We start from the raw sequence: 13,384 nt of genomic DNA on the forward strand, positions 1-13,384 counted from the left end.
CCGACGGCTCCGCCTTCGAAATCTACACCCACGGCCAGACCAATCCCTTCGGCCTGACCGTCGATCCACTCGGCAATTTCTACAGCGCCGATTCGCACTCCAAGCCCGTCTACCTGCTCCAGCGCGGTGGCTACTACGAAGGAATCGGCAAGCAGCACGACGGCCTCGGCTTCGCTCCCCGCATCACCAACGATGGCCACGGCTCGACGGCCATCGCCGGCATCGCCTACTACGCCGACGACCAATTTCCGGAGGAATACCGTGGCAACCTTTTCAATGGCAACCCGGTCACGCGCCGCATCAATCGCGACAAACTCGAGTGGCACGGCTCCACCCCGCAGGCCATCCGCCAGCCCGATTTCCTGACTTGCGACGACCCGTGGTTCCGTCCGGTGCAAGTGAAGCTCGGCCCGGATGGAGCCCTGTGGATCGCCGATTTCTACAACCCGATCATCGGCCACTACGAATTCCCGCTCGGCGACCCGCGCCGCGATCACTCGCACGGGCGCATCTGGCGGATCGTGTATCGCGGGGAGAAGAAGGACTTGCCCGCCGCAGTACCTCCGGATGTCGCCCGGATCAATACCGTCGAACTCGTCGATAAGCTCGGTGATACCAATCTCGAAGTCCGCAGACTGGCCACTAACGAACTGGTCGACCGGATGGGATCCCGGGCCCAGGGAGAAACGGCCAATCGGTTTTTGAAGAGCATTCCCCTCGCCCTTTTTTCCTCGGAGTCCGGGCAGATCACTCTCGACTCGAAAACATCGTCGCGGCTCATCGCCTCCCAATCCGTCCTGGAGCGGCTCAAGCCGGGATTCAGTGCCGCCTGGTTTCTCAATCCGCACCTCTCCGCGACCGAAAATGCCGAGACGCTCCTCCGGATGCCGGAAGCTTTTGTCGCCAATGCCCTCCAGTGGTTCGGAGAACTCAGCAGCACGGATGTGCCGGGGCTCACGCTCACCGAGCAGCGCATCGCCCTCGGCAAAAGGGATCAGCCGATCTTGCAGCGCAACGCAGCGCGCGCCATTTCCCAGACGGCGGAAGCATTGCGGAACACCTCCCTCACCGACGCGGCCCGTCCCAACGAAGCGGAATTGCGGCAGCAAGCGCTGAACGAAGTGCCCAAGGTGTTGAGCACGCTCCTCAACGCGTGGGGTGACGCTTCGCCGGACGATACCGAACTCATCTACGCCCTGCGCATGGCTCTGCGCGATTGCCTCCTGTTACCGGATTCGTACATCGCGGCTTCTCATGCCGGCGTGGAAGAAAGCGCGGTCGTCGCGGAGCATGTCGCCGACGTATCCGTGGGCGTGCCGACACCGGAAGCGGCCGCGTTTCTCCTCGGCCACCTCCAGCGGACCCGGCTCGCCTCACCGCGCACCGGTGAATACTTGAAGCACGTCGCGCTCTACCTGCCGGCAGAAGAGTTCGGCAAGGTCTCGAAGCTGGTCACGCAGATCGGCGAGGCCCCACTGGCGCAGCGATTGGTCGCCGCCGATGGCCTGGCCCAAGCGGCCCGCCAGCGCGGGATCATGCTCCCCGACGAAGTCACCGCCTGGTCCCAGCGCGTGATGATCGAAGCGCTCCAAAGCAGCGACGACTCCGTGCTCAAGACGGCCGTGGAAAGTGTACGCGAGGCCAAATTCGACGCCAAGCTCGCGCCGCTGGCGAAGATCGCCACCAACGAGACGCTTCCCGAACCGCGTCGGATCGCCGCCCTCGAAGCGCTCGCCAATCTCGACGCCGCGCGCCCGATCCTCGGCCAGGCGCTGGCCAGCCCGGCGGGCATGAAGTTCCGCAAACGGGCGGCGGAGTTGCTGGGGCAATCCAATACCGGCGAGGCCCGCACCGCCCTGCTGGCGGCGCTTCCCACAGCGCCGACCGATGTCGGGAACTTCATCGCCGCCGGCCTGGCCGCGACGGACCCCGGGACGGAAGCGCTCCTCAGCACGATGGAAAATGGCAAAGCCACACCGACCCTGCTGCGCAATCCCCTTGTTTCCGCGGCCCTGGAGAAACGCCCGCAACCCCTGCGCGACCGCGTGGCCGCACTCACCAAAGATCTCCCACCCGAGGACGAACGGCTCGACAAGATCATCGCCCAGCGCGCCGACGCTTTTCAAAAGGCCAAACCCGATGCCGCCCATGGCGCACAGATTTTCCAGCAGAACTGCGCGGTGTGTCACAAGCTGCACAATCAAGGCGCGAACATCGGCCCGGCGCTCGACGGTCTCGCCACGCGGGGCGTTCACCGCGTGATCGAGGACATTCTCGACCCGAACCGGAACGTCGATCCGTTGTTCCGCCAGACCGTGGTCGAGACCACTGACCGCCAGACGCTTGCCGGCCTGAATGCCCACGTCGAAGGGGAGTTGCTGGTCCTCACCGACGTCACGGGCAAACCAGTCAGTGTCCCGCGGGCGAAGATCAAGTCACAGACACCGTCCAAACTGTCCTTAATGCCGCCCATCTTTGAAACCACCATCGCGCCCGCCGATTTCGACGATTTGCTGGGCTTCCTGCTCAGCCCGCCGCCAGCGCCTTGACCCAGCGTGGGAGGCCGTCATCGACTTTCGCCCTAGGCCTATGGCATGAAGGCCGCTAAGTAACTTCCACCATCATGTGCGGCATCGCCGGCTTCATCGAACCACCACTTTCTCTTCCACGAAAGATCGCGCGCTCATGAAACCGCTGGTCAGCATTGGCATCCCGAGTTTCAATAGCGCCAAGTGGCTCGCGCAGGCCATTGAAAGCGCTCTGGCCCAGAGCTTTCCGAATAAGGAAGTAATCGTCGTAGACGACGGCTCGAAAGACGAGTCGGTATTAATTGCAAATAAATTTCACGACCGCATCCAACTCATCGTTACCGAAAACCATGGCGGCAACCACGCCCGCAATCGCGCCCTGCAGGCCGCCCGCGGCGAATGGATTCAATTCCTCGACGCCGACGATTATCTCGAGCCGGAGAAGATCACGCAGCAGTTCGCCGAGGCCAACGATGGCGCCGATGTGGACGTCATCTACAGCCCCACGTGGATGGAGGACCTCATCAAGGAAACGCGCGAACCGAGCACAATCGACACGCAGCTCGATCTCTACGGTCAATGGCTGGCCTGGCAGATTCCCCAGACCGGCGGCGCGTTGTGGCGCAAGAGCGCCCTCGACTCCGTCGGTGGCTGGAAAGAAGGCCAGCCCTGCTGCCAGGAGCACGAGCTTTACCTGCGGGCCTTGCAGGCCGGATTGCGCTTCCGTTTCGCCCCGACCCCGCACGCCGTCTATCGCATCTGGTCCACGCAAACGGTCTGCCGCCGCGATCCCCGTCAAGTCATCCGCGTGCGTACGGAACTGATGGACGCACTCAAAGCCTGGATGGAAGAGCGCCACCTTTGGACCAGCGCCCACGCGCGGATCGCCGGGCAGGCCTTCTTTGAAATGTCGCGCTCCCTTGCCCTCGAAAATCTGCCCGTGGCCGCAGCCTATTTTCAGGATCGAAAAGAGCGCGGCCTCATCCATCTTGCCGGCCCGGCCGCGCCACGGAGCTATCGGCTGGCCCACCGCCTGCTTGGGTTTACGGGCGCCGAGAAACTGGCCGCCGCCCGCCGTTAACCCAAATGTCCGCTCCACTCGCCTACAGTCTGGTCATCGCGACCTACGAACGAGCGGAAGAGTTGCGTACCGCGCTCGCCAGTATAGCGGCCCAGACCCGCCCGCCCGCGGCCGTCATCGTGGTGGATTCCTCGGCCGACGAAAAGACGCTCGCCGTTGTCAAAGAAGCGCCGCTGCCCGTCCGCTACGAACGGGCGATAAAGCCCAGCTCCGCCGTGCAGCGCAATCAAGGCGCGGCGCTCGTCACCACTCCCCTCGTGGCTTTCGTCGACGACGACGTTTTCGTCCCGCCCGATAGTTTCGAAAAAATCTGCACCTCTTTCGAAGCCGATACCGAAGGCCGGATCGGCGGCATCGCCGCGCGCATCGACGGCATGCAACACTCCGTGCCCCACGGCCTACTGCGCTGCTACTACCGTCTCCAGGCTGGCTACCCACATCCCACCTATGGCGGCAAACTCTTCGGCGCGGCGATCAATTGCCTGCCCACCTACACCGAGTCTACCGGTGATCTCATTCCCGCCGATTGGTTGAACTCGACCTGCGTCTTCTATCGCACGCCGCTCTACGCGCGGGAGAAGTTCCCCGAGTTCGAGGGCTACAGCTTTCTCGAGGACGTGCATCTCTCCGCGCGCATCGGCCGCACGCACCAGCTCTATTTCCATAGTACGGCAACCTTCGAGCACCGCGACGCGCCGAGCACTTTCAAGCGCAACGCCCGGGAGCTCGCTCGCATGCGGGTCCGCCATCAACGCGTCGTGGCGCAGGAGATCGTCGGCTTGCGCGAGCCGGTCCTCACTTTCAAGCTCTTGCTCCATCGCCTCTTCGCCAGCGTCAACATCCTCCGTCAGCGTGCGCCCCGGTGGACGGAGGAACTTCTCGGCATATGGACTTGATCCGTCTGCTCCAAGGCCTGGCTTCCCGCGCGCGCATCGCCTTCTACCGGGTCTCGGGGATGCAGATCCACGGCCACGTCTCGCTGCGCGCCATCGAGGTGCCGCAGCGGGCCCAGTGCATCACGCTCGAGAATGGCGCGGCGCTGGACCGCGGCGTGGTCCTTCTCGCGACGAGCGATACGGCGCGTATCGTCATCGGGTCGCAGGTCTACATCAACCGGCACACGATGATCGATGCGGATGCGCTCGTCGAAATCGGCAACCAGACGATGATCGGCCCGTTCTGCTACATCACCGATCACGACCATTCCATCCGCGCGGGCAAACCTCCCGGCGAAGGTCCCCTCGTCTCTGCACCCACGCGCCTCGGGGCGCGCTGCTGGATCGGGGCGCACGTCACCATTCTCAAGGGGGTTTCCATCGGCGACGACACCACCGTCGGCGCGGGCAGCGTGGTCACGAAATCCCTCCCGGCCGGCGTCGTGGCCGCGGGCAACCCGGCGCGAATCCTCAAGACCTTGACGGACGCGGAATCATGAGCGCCTGGCAAACTCTCCGGCATCGCGCCAGTCGCTACGTCAATTCCTGGGAACGCAATCGCCCGCGGCTCCTCCGCCGGCGCGTCCTGGATTTTCCTCCGATCGCTTCACAACCCCATCCCCAGAAGCTCGTCGTACTGTGCGAAGCCGATAAATTCACCGATGGTCTGTGGTCGGCCTGGAGCTGGCTGCGCTTTTTGCGCGGGCACCTCCGGTTGCACCTCTTTGTCGATGGCTTCATCAAGCCGAAGCAACGCCGCGACTTCGAGCGGCTGTTTCCTAGCGCGGAGTTGTCCTCGCTGTCCGAGTTCCTCGCCACGCACCAGACGCGGCCACCCAATTTTCAGACCTTCCTCGAAAACCACCTGTTTGCGCCCAAGCTGGCCATGCTCCTGGAGCTTCAGCAGACGACCTCCTGTCTCTACAGCGACTGCGACGTCCTCGCGTTCCGGACACCGCATGCCATGATCGAGGCCATCGAGCGGGGCACGCCCAACGCCTACAATGTCGACCCCGCCGCACGGCACGATCGCACCAACGTCGACCGCTGGATCAACGAGCGCGCGGCCCAGCTTTCGCTCACCGGCATACCCGATATCAATGGCGGTCTCCTCTGGATTTCCCAAGGCAGTCTCGATTCTGGCCTCGTCGAAAAGCTGCTCACCGGCTGGACACCCGCCGTGAACAGCCATTTCGCGGAGCAAACCATTCTCAGCGTGCTCTTCGCCGCCAACCACGCAACGCCGCTGCCCGAAGCGGACTATCTCGTCTCGGGGCAAGGCATGCACTTCTGGGAGAGCGACCTCGATTGTCAGGATCTCACCGTCCGCCATTACGTGGGCAACGTACGGCATCGCATGTATGCCCACGCCTATCCCTACATCGCCGCGCAGGCCTTCGCGAAAAACGGCGCATGAGCCTCACCGTCGCCATCTGCATCGCCACGCACAACCGTCGCGACGATCTCGAAAACACGCTTTCCGTCCTGGACAAGCTCGACCCCCAGCCCACCGAGGTACTGATCACCGCGGATGGTTGTGTCGATGGCACTGTCGAGTGGGTGCGCACCCATTACCCGCAGCACCGCCTGGTCGTGAATGACCAGGCCCGGGGCTCGACCGGTTCGCGTGACACCATGTTTCGCATGGCCACCAGCGACATCGTCCTGATTCTCGACGACGATAGCCATCCGGTCGATATGGATTTCCTCGCGCACCTGCCCCGCCTGTTCGCTGCGTATCCGCGGGCCGCGGTCTTCAGTTTTCCACAGCGCACCGACGAGTTTCCGGAGAGTTTGCAAAAAGCGGATTTCGGTCCCTCGTATTTCGCCGGCACATACGTCAATTGCGCCAGCGCCGTCCGGCGATCCGCGTTCCTCGATCTTGGCGGTTATCCCGCAGAGTTTCGCATCGCCTACGACGAACCGGATTTCGCTTTGCGTTGCACCGCCGCCGGCTGGCAGGTGCGCCACGAGACCAGCCTCACGATTCGTCATCACTACTCCGGCGTCATGCGCAATGGCCTGCGCATGCATCAAATCCACGCGCGCAATGAACTCTGGAGCGTCTTCATGCGCTGCCCAATGCCCCAGCTCTTCGCCGTGGCCCTTTTCCGGCTCGTGCGGCAGTTCGGTTTCGCCTGGAAGTGGAATCGAAGCTGGGTGGTGCGCGAACCGCAGTGGTGGGTCGCGGCGGCGCGCGGTCTCCCGCAGTGCCTGCGGCAGCGGCAGCCCCTCCCTTGGGCGAGATATCAGGCCTGGATGCAACTGGTGCGCCGCCCGATCGCCTCCGAGGCGGAATGGAATGCGACTTTTGCCATCCACCCTTTTGAGGTTGCAACCTCCGAAACCCGACCATTTATCTCAGAGCCCTAGTCCACGATCATGCGCTTTGCCCAACTACTGACCCGCATCCGGCCGATGGAACTCGCCGAGTTCCTCAAAAAAATCAGCGGCATCGGCTACGAGGAGCACACCATCGATGGCCACACCTGGTATCTCGATCCGGCCAGTAATTTCGGCAATACACTGCTCACCGATCGCACCTACGAACCGCACGTCACCAATGCCCTGCTGGCCGTCCTGGGCCCTGGTGATGTCTTTCTCGATATCGGCGCGAATGAAGGATGGTACTCCGTGCGCGCCGCGGACATCGTCGGCACGGGGGGCAGGGTCTTTTCCATGGAGCCGCAGGCCCGGCTGTGGCCGGTAGTCCTCCGCAATTTTCTCTACAACCGCTTGCACAATTGCACGCTCGTTCCCTACGCCGTGGGGCCCACCGAGGGCTTCATCGATATCATCGTCTATCCCTCCATGAATACCGGCGCGAGCAGCCTCGTCCCGCGGGCGCGGACCAACAGTATGCAACGTCAGCGCGCCGGCGTGCTTCCTCTCCAGCGCATCGCGCAGATGCACGGAATTACCAAGGTCCGCCTGGCGAAGATCGATGTCGAAGGCTACGAGCTCGAGGTGCTGAAAAGCGCCGGTCCCCTCCTCGGCACGGCGATCGAGAATATTTTCGTGGAATTGCACCCGCAACAACTCGAGGCCCTCGGCCAATCCACCGCGGACGTCGAAAACCTGCTGACCCAAAAGGGTTACGAAAAGCGGAGCAAAGATGGGATCGATCTGTGGACGCTGGTCCGCCCGCAGCCATGAGACTCGCCACGGCCTCCGAGCGGCGAGCGGCCGAGGCACTCCGGTGAAAATCTCCATCTCCTCGACCAACCCCTGCCATCTCTATCCGATGGCGCTCGAGCTGGCCGCCCGCGGCGCGCTGGATGCCTACTATTCCGGCTATCCGCGCTGGAAACTGCCGGAGTTCCCACCCCCGCATTTTCGCGAGCATAGCTTTCAGACCCAGGTCGTCTATGCCGCCCTTAAGTTCCTGCCGGAAAGCTTGCGGCCCTCCTCGCGCAAGCTCTTTTTGTGGCAGGATCATGGTTTCGACCGTTGGGTAGGCGCGCATCTTGCAACATGCGAGAGCATTCACGCCATGCCCGGACAATGCCTCCATACCTTTCGCGCCGCGCGCCGACTGGGGATCAAGACGGTCCTCAACCACGCCACGGGGCCCGTGCGCGAATGGGTGCGCATCATGGAACCAGAATACGCCCGCATCGGAATGCAGCTCACCGAAGTGTGCCCGTACGACGACGCCTATTTTGCCCGCGAAGACGAAGAATATGCGCTGGCCGACTGGCACTGCGTCGCGTCCTCGCTGGCGCGCGACCAACTCATTTCTCTCGGTATCGACGCCCAGCGCATCTGGCAGGTTCCGTACGGCGCCGACTCCCGCATCTTCTACGCGGACGACCAACCACCGAGCCCAACATTTCGCATCCTCTTTGCCGGCCAGGTCGGCGTGCGCAAAGGCCTGCGCACCCTGCTCGATGCGTTAATCCTGGCCCAACGCGCGGATTGGCAGATGGATTTTTACGGCGCCGTGCTCGGGGAGGCGCGCCGCGACCTCGACGCCTATCGCGGCGCCACGCCTTTGAATTTCCACGGCCCGGTCGCGCAGCCGGCGCTGGCCACGGCCTTTCGCACCGGTTCCGTGCTCGTGCTCCCTTCGCTGGAGGAAGGTTTCGGCCTCGTCGTGCCGCAAGCTCTTAACTGCGGCCTGCCCACGATTGTCAGCGATCGTGTCGGCGGCAAGGATCTCGTGCGGCATCACGAAAACGGCTCGATCTTTCCCGTGAACGATGCGGCTGCGCTGGCCGCCGAATTGCAGTGGTGGGCAGAGCATCCGCAACGCGTGCGGGAAAGCTTTGACTGGAACGGACCCACGACCCGCCTCATGGAACTCACCCAAGCTGCCTTGTCATGAAGTTTCCTCGCCCCCGGCATCACAATACCGGCCCACCGCCGCGCCGCGTCACCGTCGTCCAGTCAGCGCCCGATGACGTCCAGCGCCCCCAGCCGGATATCAACGGCACCTACGCGGCCCTCGTCGGGCTGGCCCTCACCGCGGTCCTGGCCAAAGGCGATCTACCTTCATCGCTCGCCCGCGCCGCCTCCATCGGCGCGTTGCTCAGCCTTTGCGCCAGCATGGTTTTTGATGTCCGCCGGGCCGGGATTCGCAATTTGGTGCGCGCGGATGTCATGGCCATCCTGTCCTTCTACTTTCTAACCTTTTTCGAGTTCCTGTTTCCCCAGCCGAACTTCGACGCCATGGTCACCCTGGCCACCGCGCACGATGCCATTCTCTGCGTGAATCTGGGCTTCGCCGGACTGCTCATTGGCCGGCACCTGGTGCATCCGAAAAAGCAACCCTTCGCCCAGACCCTCACCTACGAGATTCCGCCGAAGTGGAACGTGGTCATCTTCTGGTTCTGTTTCTTCATCGGCTACCTGCACATGTTGCTCGCGGTGAATTTCAATGTGGTCGACATGGTGGGATTCTTCCTGGAGCAGCGCTTCAGCCAGCCGTGGGCCCGCGGCCGCCTCGGTGACTGGAAGGCCTTGGTCGGCGAACTCGGTCTCTTCGTTTACCTCATTCCGCCCTTGGGCGGGATCATCTTCGCCCGCCGGCACCGCTATGGCGGGTTTAACCTTTTGCTGGTCTGCCTGGCGGTTCTTTTTACGTTTTTTTATGGGTTCACCAGCGGCACCCGCAATATTTTCGCCTCTTATCTCGTCACCTTTCTCATCGGCTACAGTTTCGCGCTGCCCTTTGCCCGGCAGAAGGAACTGGTGCTGCTCTGCGCCGGGAGCGCCGTGGTGACGATTTTCGCTGCCTATTTCATGCTGCAATTCCGCAACGTCGGCCTGCGTGCTTATATGAACGGCGAATATGATCCCCCCCGGAATGACGAACGCACCATGTTCGTGGATTACAATCTCTTCACCATCGCGGGCATCATCGAGGCCTTCCCGGCCAAGCATGCTTTCCTGGGCTGGGAGACTCCGTACCTCGCGTTGATTCGCCCCATCCCGCGTGCCATCTGGCCGGGGAAACCGGAAGGCCTCAGCGTCACCATGGAAGAAGTCTTTAACGCCCAGGGTCTCACCTTGGGCGCGAGCTTCGTGGGCGAATCCTACATGTCCGGCGGCTATCCCGTGGTCGCCATCATCGCCCTCTGCTTCGGCATGCTCACGGGGTGGTGGAACTTCCTCGCCTCTTCAAAGAATTCGGAGTTGGGAATCCTTATCTACGCCTCCGGCTTTTTCGCCACCGTCATCTCGATGCGCAGCCTCTTCGTCTTCACTACCGCGCTGCTGCCGACCGTGGCCGCGCTCATCATCGGCACCTACGCCGTTCGCATCTTCGCTGCCCAAGCCCGGCAACTCCTTTCGCGCGCCGCCGTGCGCTCCGCCCACGAGCGGCGGCTCCCGCCTCAATCCCGGAGATGAAGGCGGCGTTCGTTTCCGTGGTGCCATCACCCTATCAGCGTGATCTTTTCCGGGCCCTCGCGCAAAGACCGGAAGTGGACCTGAGCGTGTACTACCTGGAAGCCTCCGCGCCGGATTCGCCCTGGCCGCAGAAAGCGCTCGAGCCTTACGAAAAAATCCTGCGCGGTTTTTGGTTTTCGATTGGCTCCGCGCGCTGCCACGTCAACTGGCCGCTGCCCGCGCTCCAGGAATTCGATGTCGTGGTAATGAATACGCTCATGTCGTTCACCGCCCAGTGGCTCATGCGCACCGCCTTGCGTAGCAAGCGCTGGTTCTTTTGGGGCGAACGGCTGGGACGCGGCGGCAAGATGCACGAGCGTCTGGCCGCGCCGCTGCATCGCGCGGCGGGCATCGCCGCCATTGGCACATTCGCGGATGAGGATTACCAGGCCCGCTTTCCCGAGCCGCATCATTTCCGCATCCCCTACTTTTGCGATCTTGATCCATTTTTCGCCGTGCCGCGGCGCACCCGCAACGATGGGCATATCGTCTTTCTATTTTGCGGGCAGATGATCGCGCGCAAAGGTGTCGATCTCCTGCTCGAGGCCTTTCAACGCCTCGGCACCGCCGCGCGACTGCTGCTCGTGGGACGCGAAGCCGAATTGCCCGCGCTCCTCGCCCCCCTGCCCGCCCATCTGCGCGAACGCATCACTTACGCAGGATTCCAAGCCCCGGAGGAATTGCCCCGCTTTTTCGGCCAGGCGGATGTGTTCGTGCTGCCCAGCCGCTACGACGGATGGGGCGTCGTCGTGAACCAGGCGCTCGGCGCCGGTCTCCCGATCATCTGCTCCGACATGGTCGGCGCCGGTCGCGATCTCGTGGAGGAAGAGATCAATGGTTTCCGCTTTCCCATGGGTCATGCCGCCACGCTCGCCGAAAAAATGCAGCGCTTCGTCGTTCAGCCGGCACTCTGTGATCGTCTGGGTCAGGCCTCACGGCGCCGCGCACGGAACTGGACGCCCGCCGCTGGAGCCGCAAAATGGGTCGAAGCCTTCCAGGCCGTCATCCAAACATGAGAATTCTTCTAGCCAGCAGCAGTTCCGGATCGCGCGGCGGCGGCGAGCTTTACTTGCTCTATCTCGGCCGCGCCCTCGCGCAACGCGGGCACACCGTGCTGCTCTGGGCTTCGGATCATCCCCGCATGGATGAATTGGCGAACAGCTTCTCCGGCATCGGCGAGGTGCTGCGCTCCCCCTATCGCAATACCTACGATCTCCGCGGTCGTTCGATCTCCAGCTACCTGAACCTGCGCTCCGTGGGCCAGCTCGCTCGCGAATGGAAAAAGGCGAACCCCGAAATCCTGCACGTGAACAAGCAGAACCTCGAGGACGGCCTCGACCTCCTACACGCTGCGCGCCGTTCGCATTTGCCGAATATCTGCACGATCCACCTCACGCAAAGCGCCGGTTACCTGAAGGCGAAAATGGCCCCGGCGCGTGATTTCATCGCCCGGCGCGCCCTGCAAAATTATCACAACTCGCTCGTCACCGTGCTGGAAAACCGGCGCCAGGATCTCACGGCTTTCATCGGGGAGTCGCCGCGCATCCGCATGATTCCCAACGGCGTTCCGCTCTACGACATCGCGCGGCGGCCCATCGTCCGCGAGGCAAAACGCGCGGACCTCGGCATCGCCAATGACGAACTGCTCGTCATCGCCGTGGGTCGCATGGTTGCCCAAAAGCGCCCGCTGGAGTTCCTCGCTCGTGCCGAAGAAGTGCTGCGCCATTACCCGAAAGCCAAGTTTCTCTGGGTCGGCGATGGCACGCTCAGCGCCGCGTGGGACGAATGGGTCGAAGCGCACCAACTGGGGAAAACGATCCGGCGTCTCCCCTGGCGCAACGACGTTCCCTCGCTCCTCATGGCCGCGGATGTTTTCCTGCACGTCGCCGAGTACGAGGGCCTGCCGCTCGCGATCCTCGAGGCCATGTCCGCCGCGCTGCCCTGCGCCATCGCCAGCCATCTGCTGGCCGAGATGCCTTTCCTCGACGCCACCAATTCGCTGTCCGTCGCCGACGATGGAGCCTGGATGGACATGCTGCAGGACCACGGACGTCTGCATGCCATCGGCGCTGCCTCCCGGAATCTCGTGGAGGAAAAATACTCCTACGCCAAAATGGCCGAAGCCTACGAAGCGCTCTATCACGAAGCGCTCGGCAAGCCGTGAAGCTCGTCTTTTGCGTCCCCCCCGCCGAACAACGCATCGGCGGCCTCGACTCGGCCATCCAAAGCCTGCGCCGCGCGCTGACCCATTCCGGCATCCCCGTCGCCGACGCACTTCCCTCCGAACCCGACTCCGAAACGCTCGTGCACTTCCACGGTCTCTGGCAACCGGCGCACGACCGCCTCGCCAAACAATGTGTCGCGCGTGGCATTCCTTACGTCGTCTCGCCGCATGGCATGCTGGAACCATGGGCCTGGCGTCACAAATGGTGGAAAAAATGGCCCTATTTCCATCTCGTGGAAAAAGCGCACCTCACCCGGGCCCGAGCGCTGCTGGCCACCGCCGACCCGGAAGCCCGCCGGCTGGAAAAATTCGTCCTCCGGCAACGCATCGAAACCCTGCCCCTCGGGCTCACCGGCCAGGCCCAGCCCGACTATGAAGCCGCGCGCCAGCGTCTCAGCTGGAAGCCGGAAGAGCATGTGCTGCTTTTTCTTTCCCGCATTCACGTCAAGAAAGGCCTCGATCTCCTGCTGGAAGCGCTCGCCACCACCTCGTTGCCCAAGGACGTGCGCCTCGTCATCGTCGGGGATGGCGAGCCGTCCTACGTCCGCTCCCTCCAGCATTTCGCCCGTGAACACGCCGCGACGCTTCCGCCGATCGAGTGGGCCGGCGCCGTCTGGAGCGACGCCCGCTGGCCCTACTTCCAGGGCGCGGATCTTTTTTGCCTGCCCACGCATTCGGAAAATTTCGGCCTCGCCGTGCTGGAAGCCTGCCAGGTCGGCACTCC

At 63.2% G+C, this 13,384-nt stretch carries 12 protein-coding genes; all 12 read left to right on the forward strand.

The genetic code is table 11. The features are described 5' to 3' along the window. On the forward strand, nt 1–2,549 hold a 2,549-nt coding region (locus tag ABJF10_RS22265; RefSeq protein ID WP_348546814.1), incomplete at its 5' end, for a c-type cytochrome. Nucleotides 2,550–2,685: 136 nt separating this feature from the next. Then, nucleotides 2,686–3,609, forward strand: a complete 924-nt coding sequence (locus ABJF10_RS22270; RefSeq protein ID WP_348546815.1) for a glycosyltransferase — start codon at nt 2,686–2,688, stop codon at nt 3,607–3,609. 5 nt (nt 3,610–3,614) lie between these two features. Further along, nucleotides 3,615–4,505 (forward strand): glycosyltransferase family 2 protein, encoded by an 891-nt coding sequence (locus tag ABJF10_RS22275; RefSeq protein WP_348546816.1) that lies wholly within the window; start codon nt 3,615–3,617, stop codon nt 4,503–4,505. Continuing rightward, nucleotides 4,496–5,044, forward strand: coding sequence for an acyltransferase (locus tag ABJF10_RS22280; RefSeq protein WP_348546817.1), 549 nt, complete (start codon nt 4,496–4,498; stop codon nt 5,042–5,044). Before ABJF10_RS22275 ends, ABJF10_RS22280 begins: the two co-directional genes overlap by 10 nt. Next, entirely contained in the window at nt 5,041–5,961 is a 921-nt protein-coding gene (locus ABJF10_RS22285; RefSeq protein WP_348546818.1) for a hypothetical protein, read from the forward strand. Before ABJF10_RS22280 ends, ABJF10_RS22285 begins: the two co-directional genes overlap by 4 nt. Continuing rightward, the gene (locus tag ABJF10_RS22290) at nt 5,958–6,917 is read left to right on the forward strand and encodes a glycosyltransferase (protein WP_348546819.1); all 960 of its coding nucleotides are present in this window, start codon (nt 5,958–5,960) and stop codon (nt 6,915–6,917) included. The genes ABJF10_RS22285 and ABJF10_RS22290 overlap by 4 nt, the downstream gene beginning before the upstream one ends. 9 nt (nt 6,918–6,926) lie before the next feature. After that, nucleotides 6,927–7,700: an FkbM family methyltransferase gene (locus tag ABJF10_RS22295; RefSeq protein WP_348546820.1), complete on the forward strand. Its 774-nt coding sequence runs from the start codon at nt 6,927–6,929 to the stop codon at nt 7,698–7,700. A 43-nt stretch (nt 7,701–7,743) separates the two neighbouring features. Then, on the forward strand, nt 7,744–8,871 hold the full coding sequence (locus tag ABJF10_RS22300; RefSeq protein WP_348546821.1) for a glycosyltransferase family 4 protein: 1,128 nt from the start codon (nt 7,744–7,746) through the stop codon (nt 8,869–8,871). Next, complete coding sequence (locus ABJF10_RS22305) at nt 8,868–10,397, forward strand: O-antigen polymerase (protein ID WP_348546822.1); 1,530 nt, start codon at nt 8,868–8,870, stop codon at nt 10,395–10,397. Before ABJF10_RS22300 ends, ABJF10_RS22305 begins: the two co-directional genes overlap by 4 nt. Next, nucleotides 10,394–11,452: a glycosyltransferase family 4 protein gene (locus ABJF10_RS22310; protein ID WP_348546823.1), complete on the forward strand. Its 1,059-nt coding sequence runs from the start codon at nt 10,394–10,396 to the stop codon at nt 11,450–11,452. The genes ABJF10_RS22305 and ABJF10_RS22310 overlap by 4 nt, the downstream gene beginning before the upstream one ends. Next, nucleotides 11,449–12,600 carry a glycosyltransferase family 4 protein gene (locus ABJF10_RS22315; protein WP_348546824.1) on the forward strand — a complete coding sequence of 384 codons (1,152 nt, stop codon included), beginning with the start codon at nt 11,449–11,451 and terminating at the stop codon, nt 12,598–12,600. The genes ABJF10_RS22310 and ABJF10_RS22315 overlap by 4 nt, the downstream gene beginning before the upstream one ends. Beyond that, the coding region (locus tag ABJF10_RS22320) for a glycosyltransferase (RefSeq protein WP_348546825.1) at nt 12,597–13,384 on the forward strand (788 nt) is incomplete at its 3' end. The genes ABJF10_RS22315 and ABJF10_RS22320, both read left to right, overlap by 4 nt.

This window comes from Chthoniobacter sp. (genome assembly GCF_040003245.1).
Taxonomy (GTDB): Bacteria; Verrucomicrobiota; Verrucomicrobiia; order Chthoniobacterales; family Chthoniobacteraceae; genus Chthoniobacter.

Bases quoted from the DNA above. Each gene is read 5' to 3' on its own strand.
- ABJF10_RS22285 (WP_348546818.1), top strand. From the start codon at position 5,041: ATGAGCGCCTGGCAAACTCTCCGGCATCGCGCCAGTCGCTACGTCAAT.
- ABJF10_RS22315 (WP_348546824.1), top strand. From the start codon at position 11,449: ATGAGAATTCTTCTAGCCAGCAGCAGTTCCGGATCGCGCGGCGGCGGC.
- ABJF10_RS22275 (WP_348546816.1), top strand. From the start codon at position 3,615: ATGTCCGCTCCACTCGCCTACAGTCTGGTCATCGCGACCTACGAACGA.
- ABJF10_RS22280 (WP_348546817.1), top strand. From the start codon at position 4,496: ATGGACTTGATCCGTCTGCTCCAAGGCCTGGCTTCCCGCGCGCGCATC.
- ABJF10_RS22305 (WP_348546822.1), top strand. From the start codon at position 8,868: ATGAAGTTTCCTCGCCCCCGGCATCACAATACCGGCCCACCGCCGCGC.
- ABJF10_RS22290 (WP_348546819.1), top strand. From the start codon at position 5,958: ATGAGCCTCACCGTCGCCATCTGCATCGCCACGCACAACCGTCGCGAC.
- ABJF10_RS22270 (WP_348546815.1), top strand. From the start codon at position 2,686: ATGAAACCGCTGGTCAGCATTGGCATCCCGAGTTTCAATAGCGCCAAG.
- ABJF10_RS22310 (WP_348546823.1), top strand. From the start codon at position 10,394: ATGAAGGCGGCGTTCGTTTCCGTGGTGCCATCACCCTATCAGCGTGAT.
- ABJF10_RS22295 (WP_348546820.1), top strand. From the start codon at position 6,927: ATGCGCTTTGCCCAACTACTGACCCGCATCCGGCCGATGGAACTCGCC.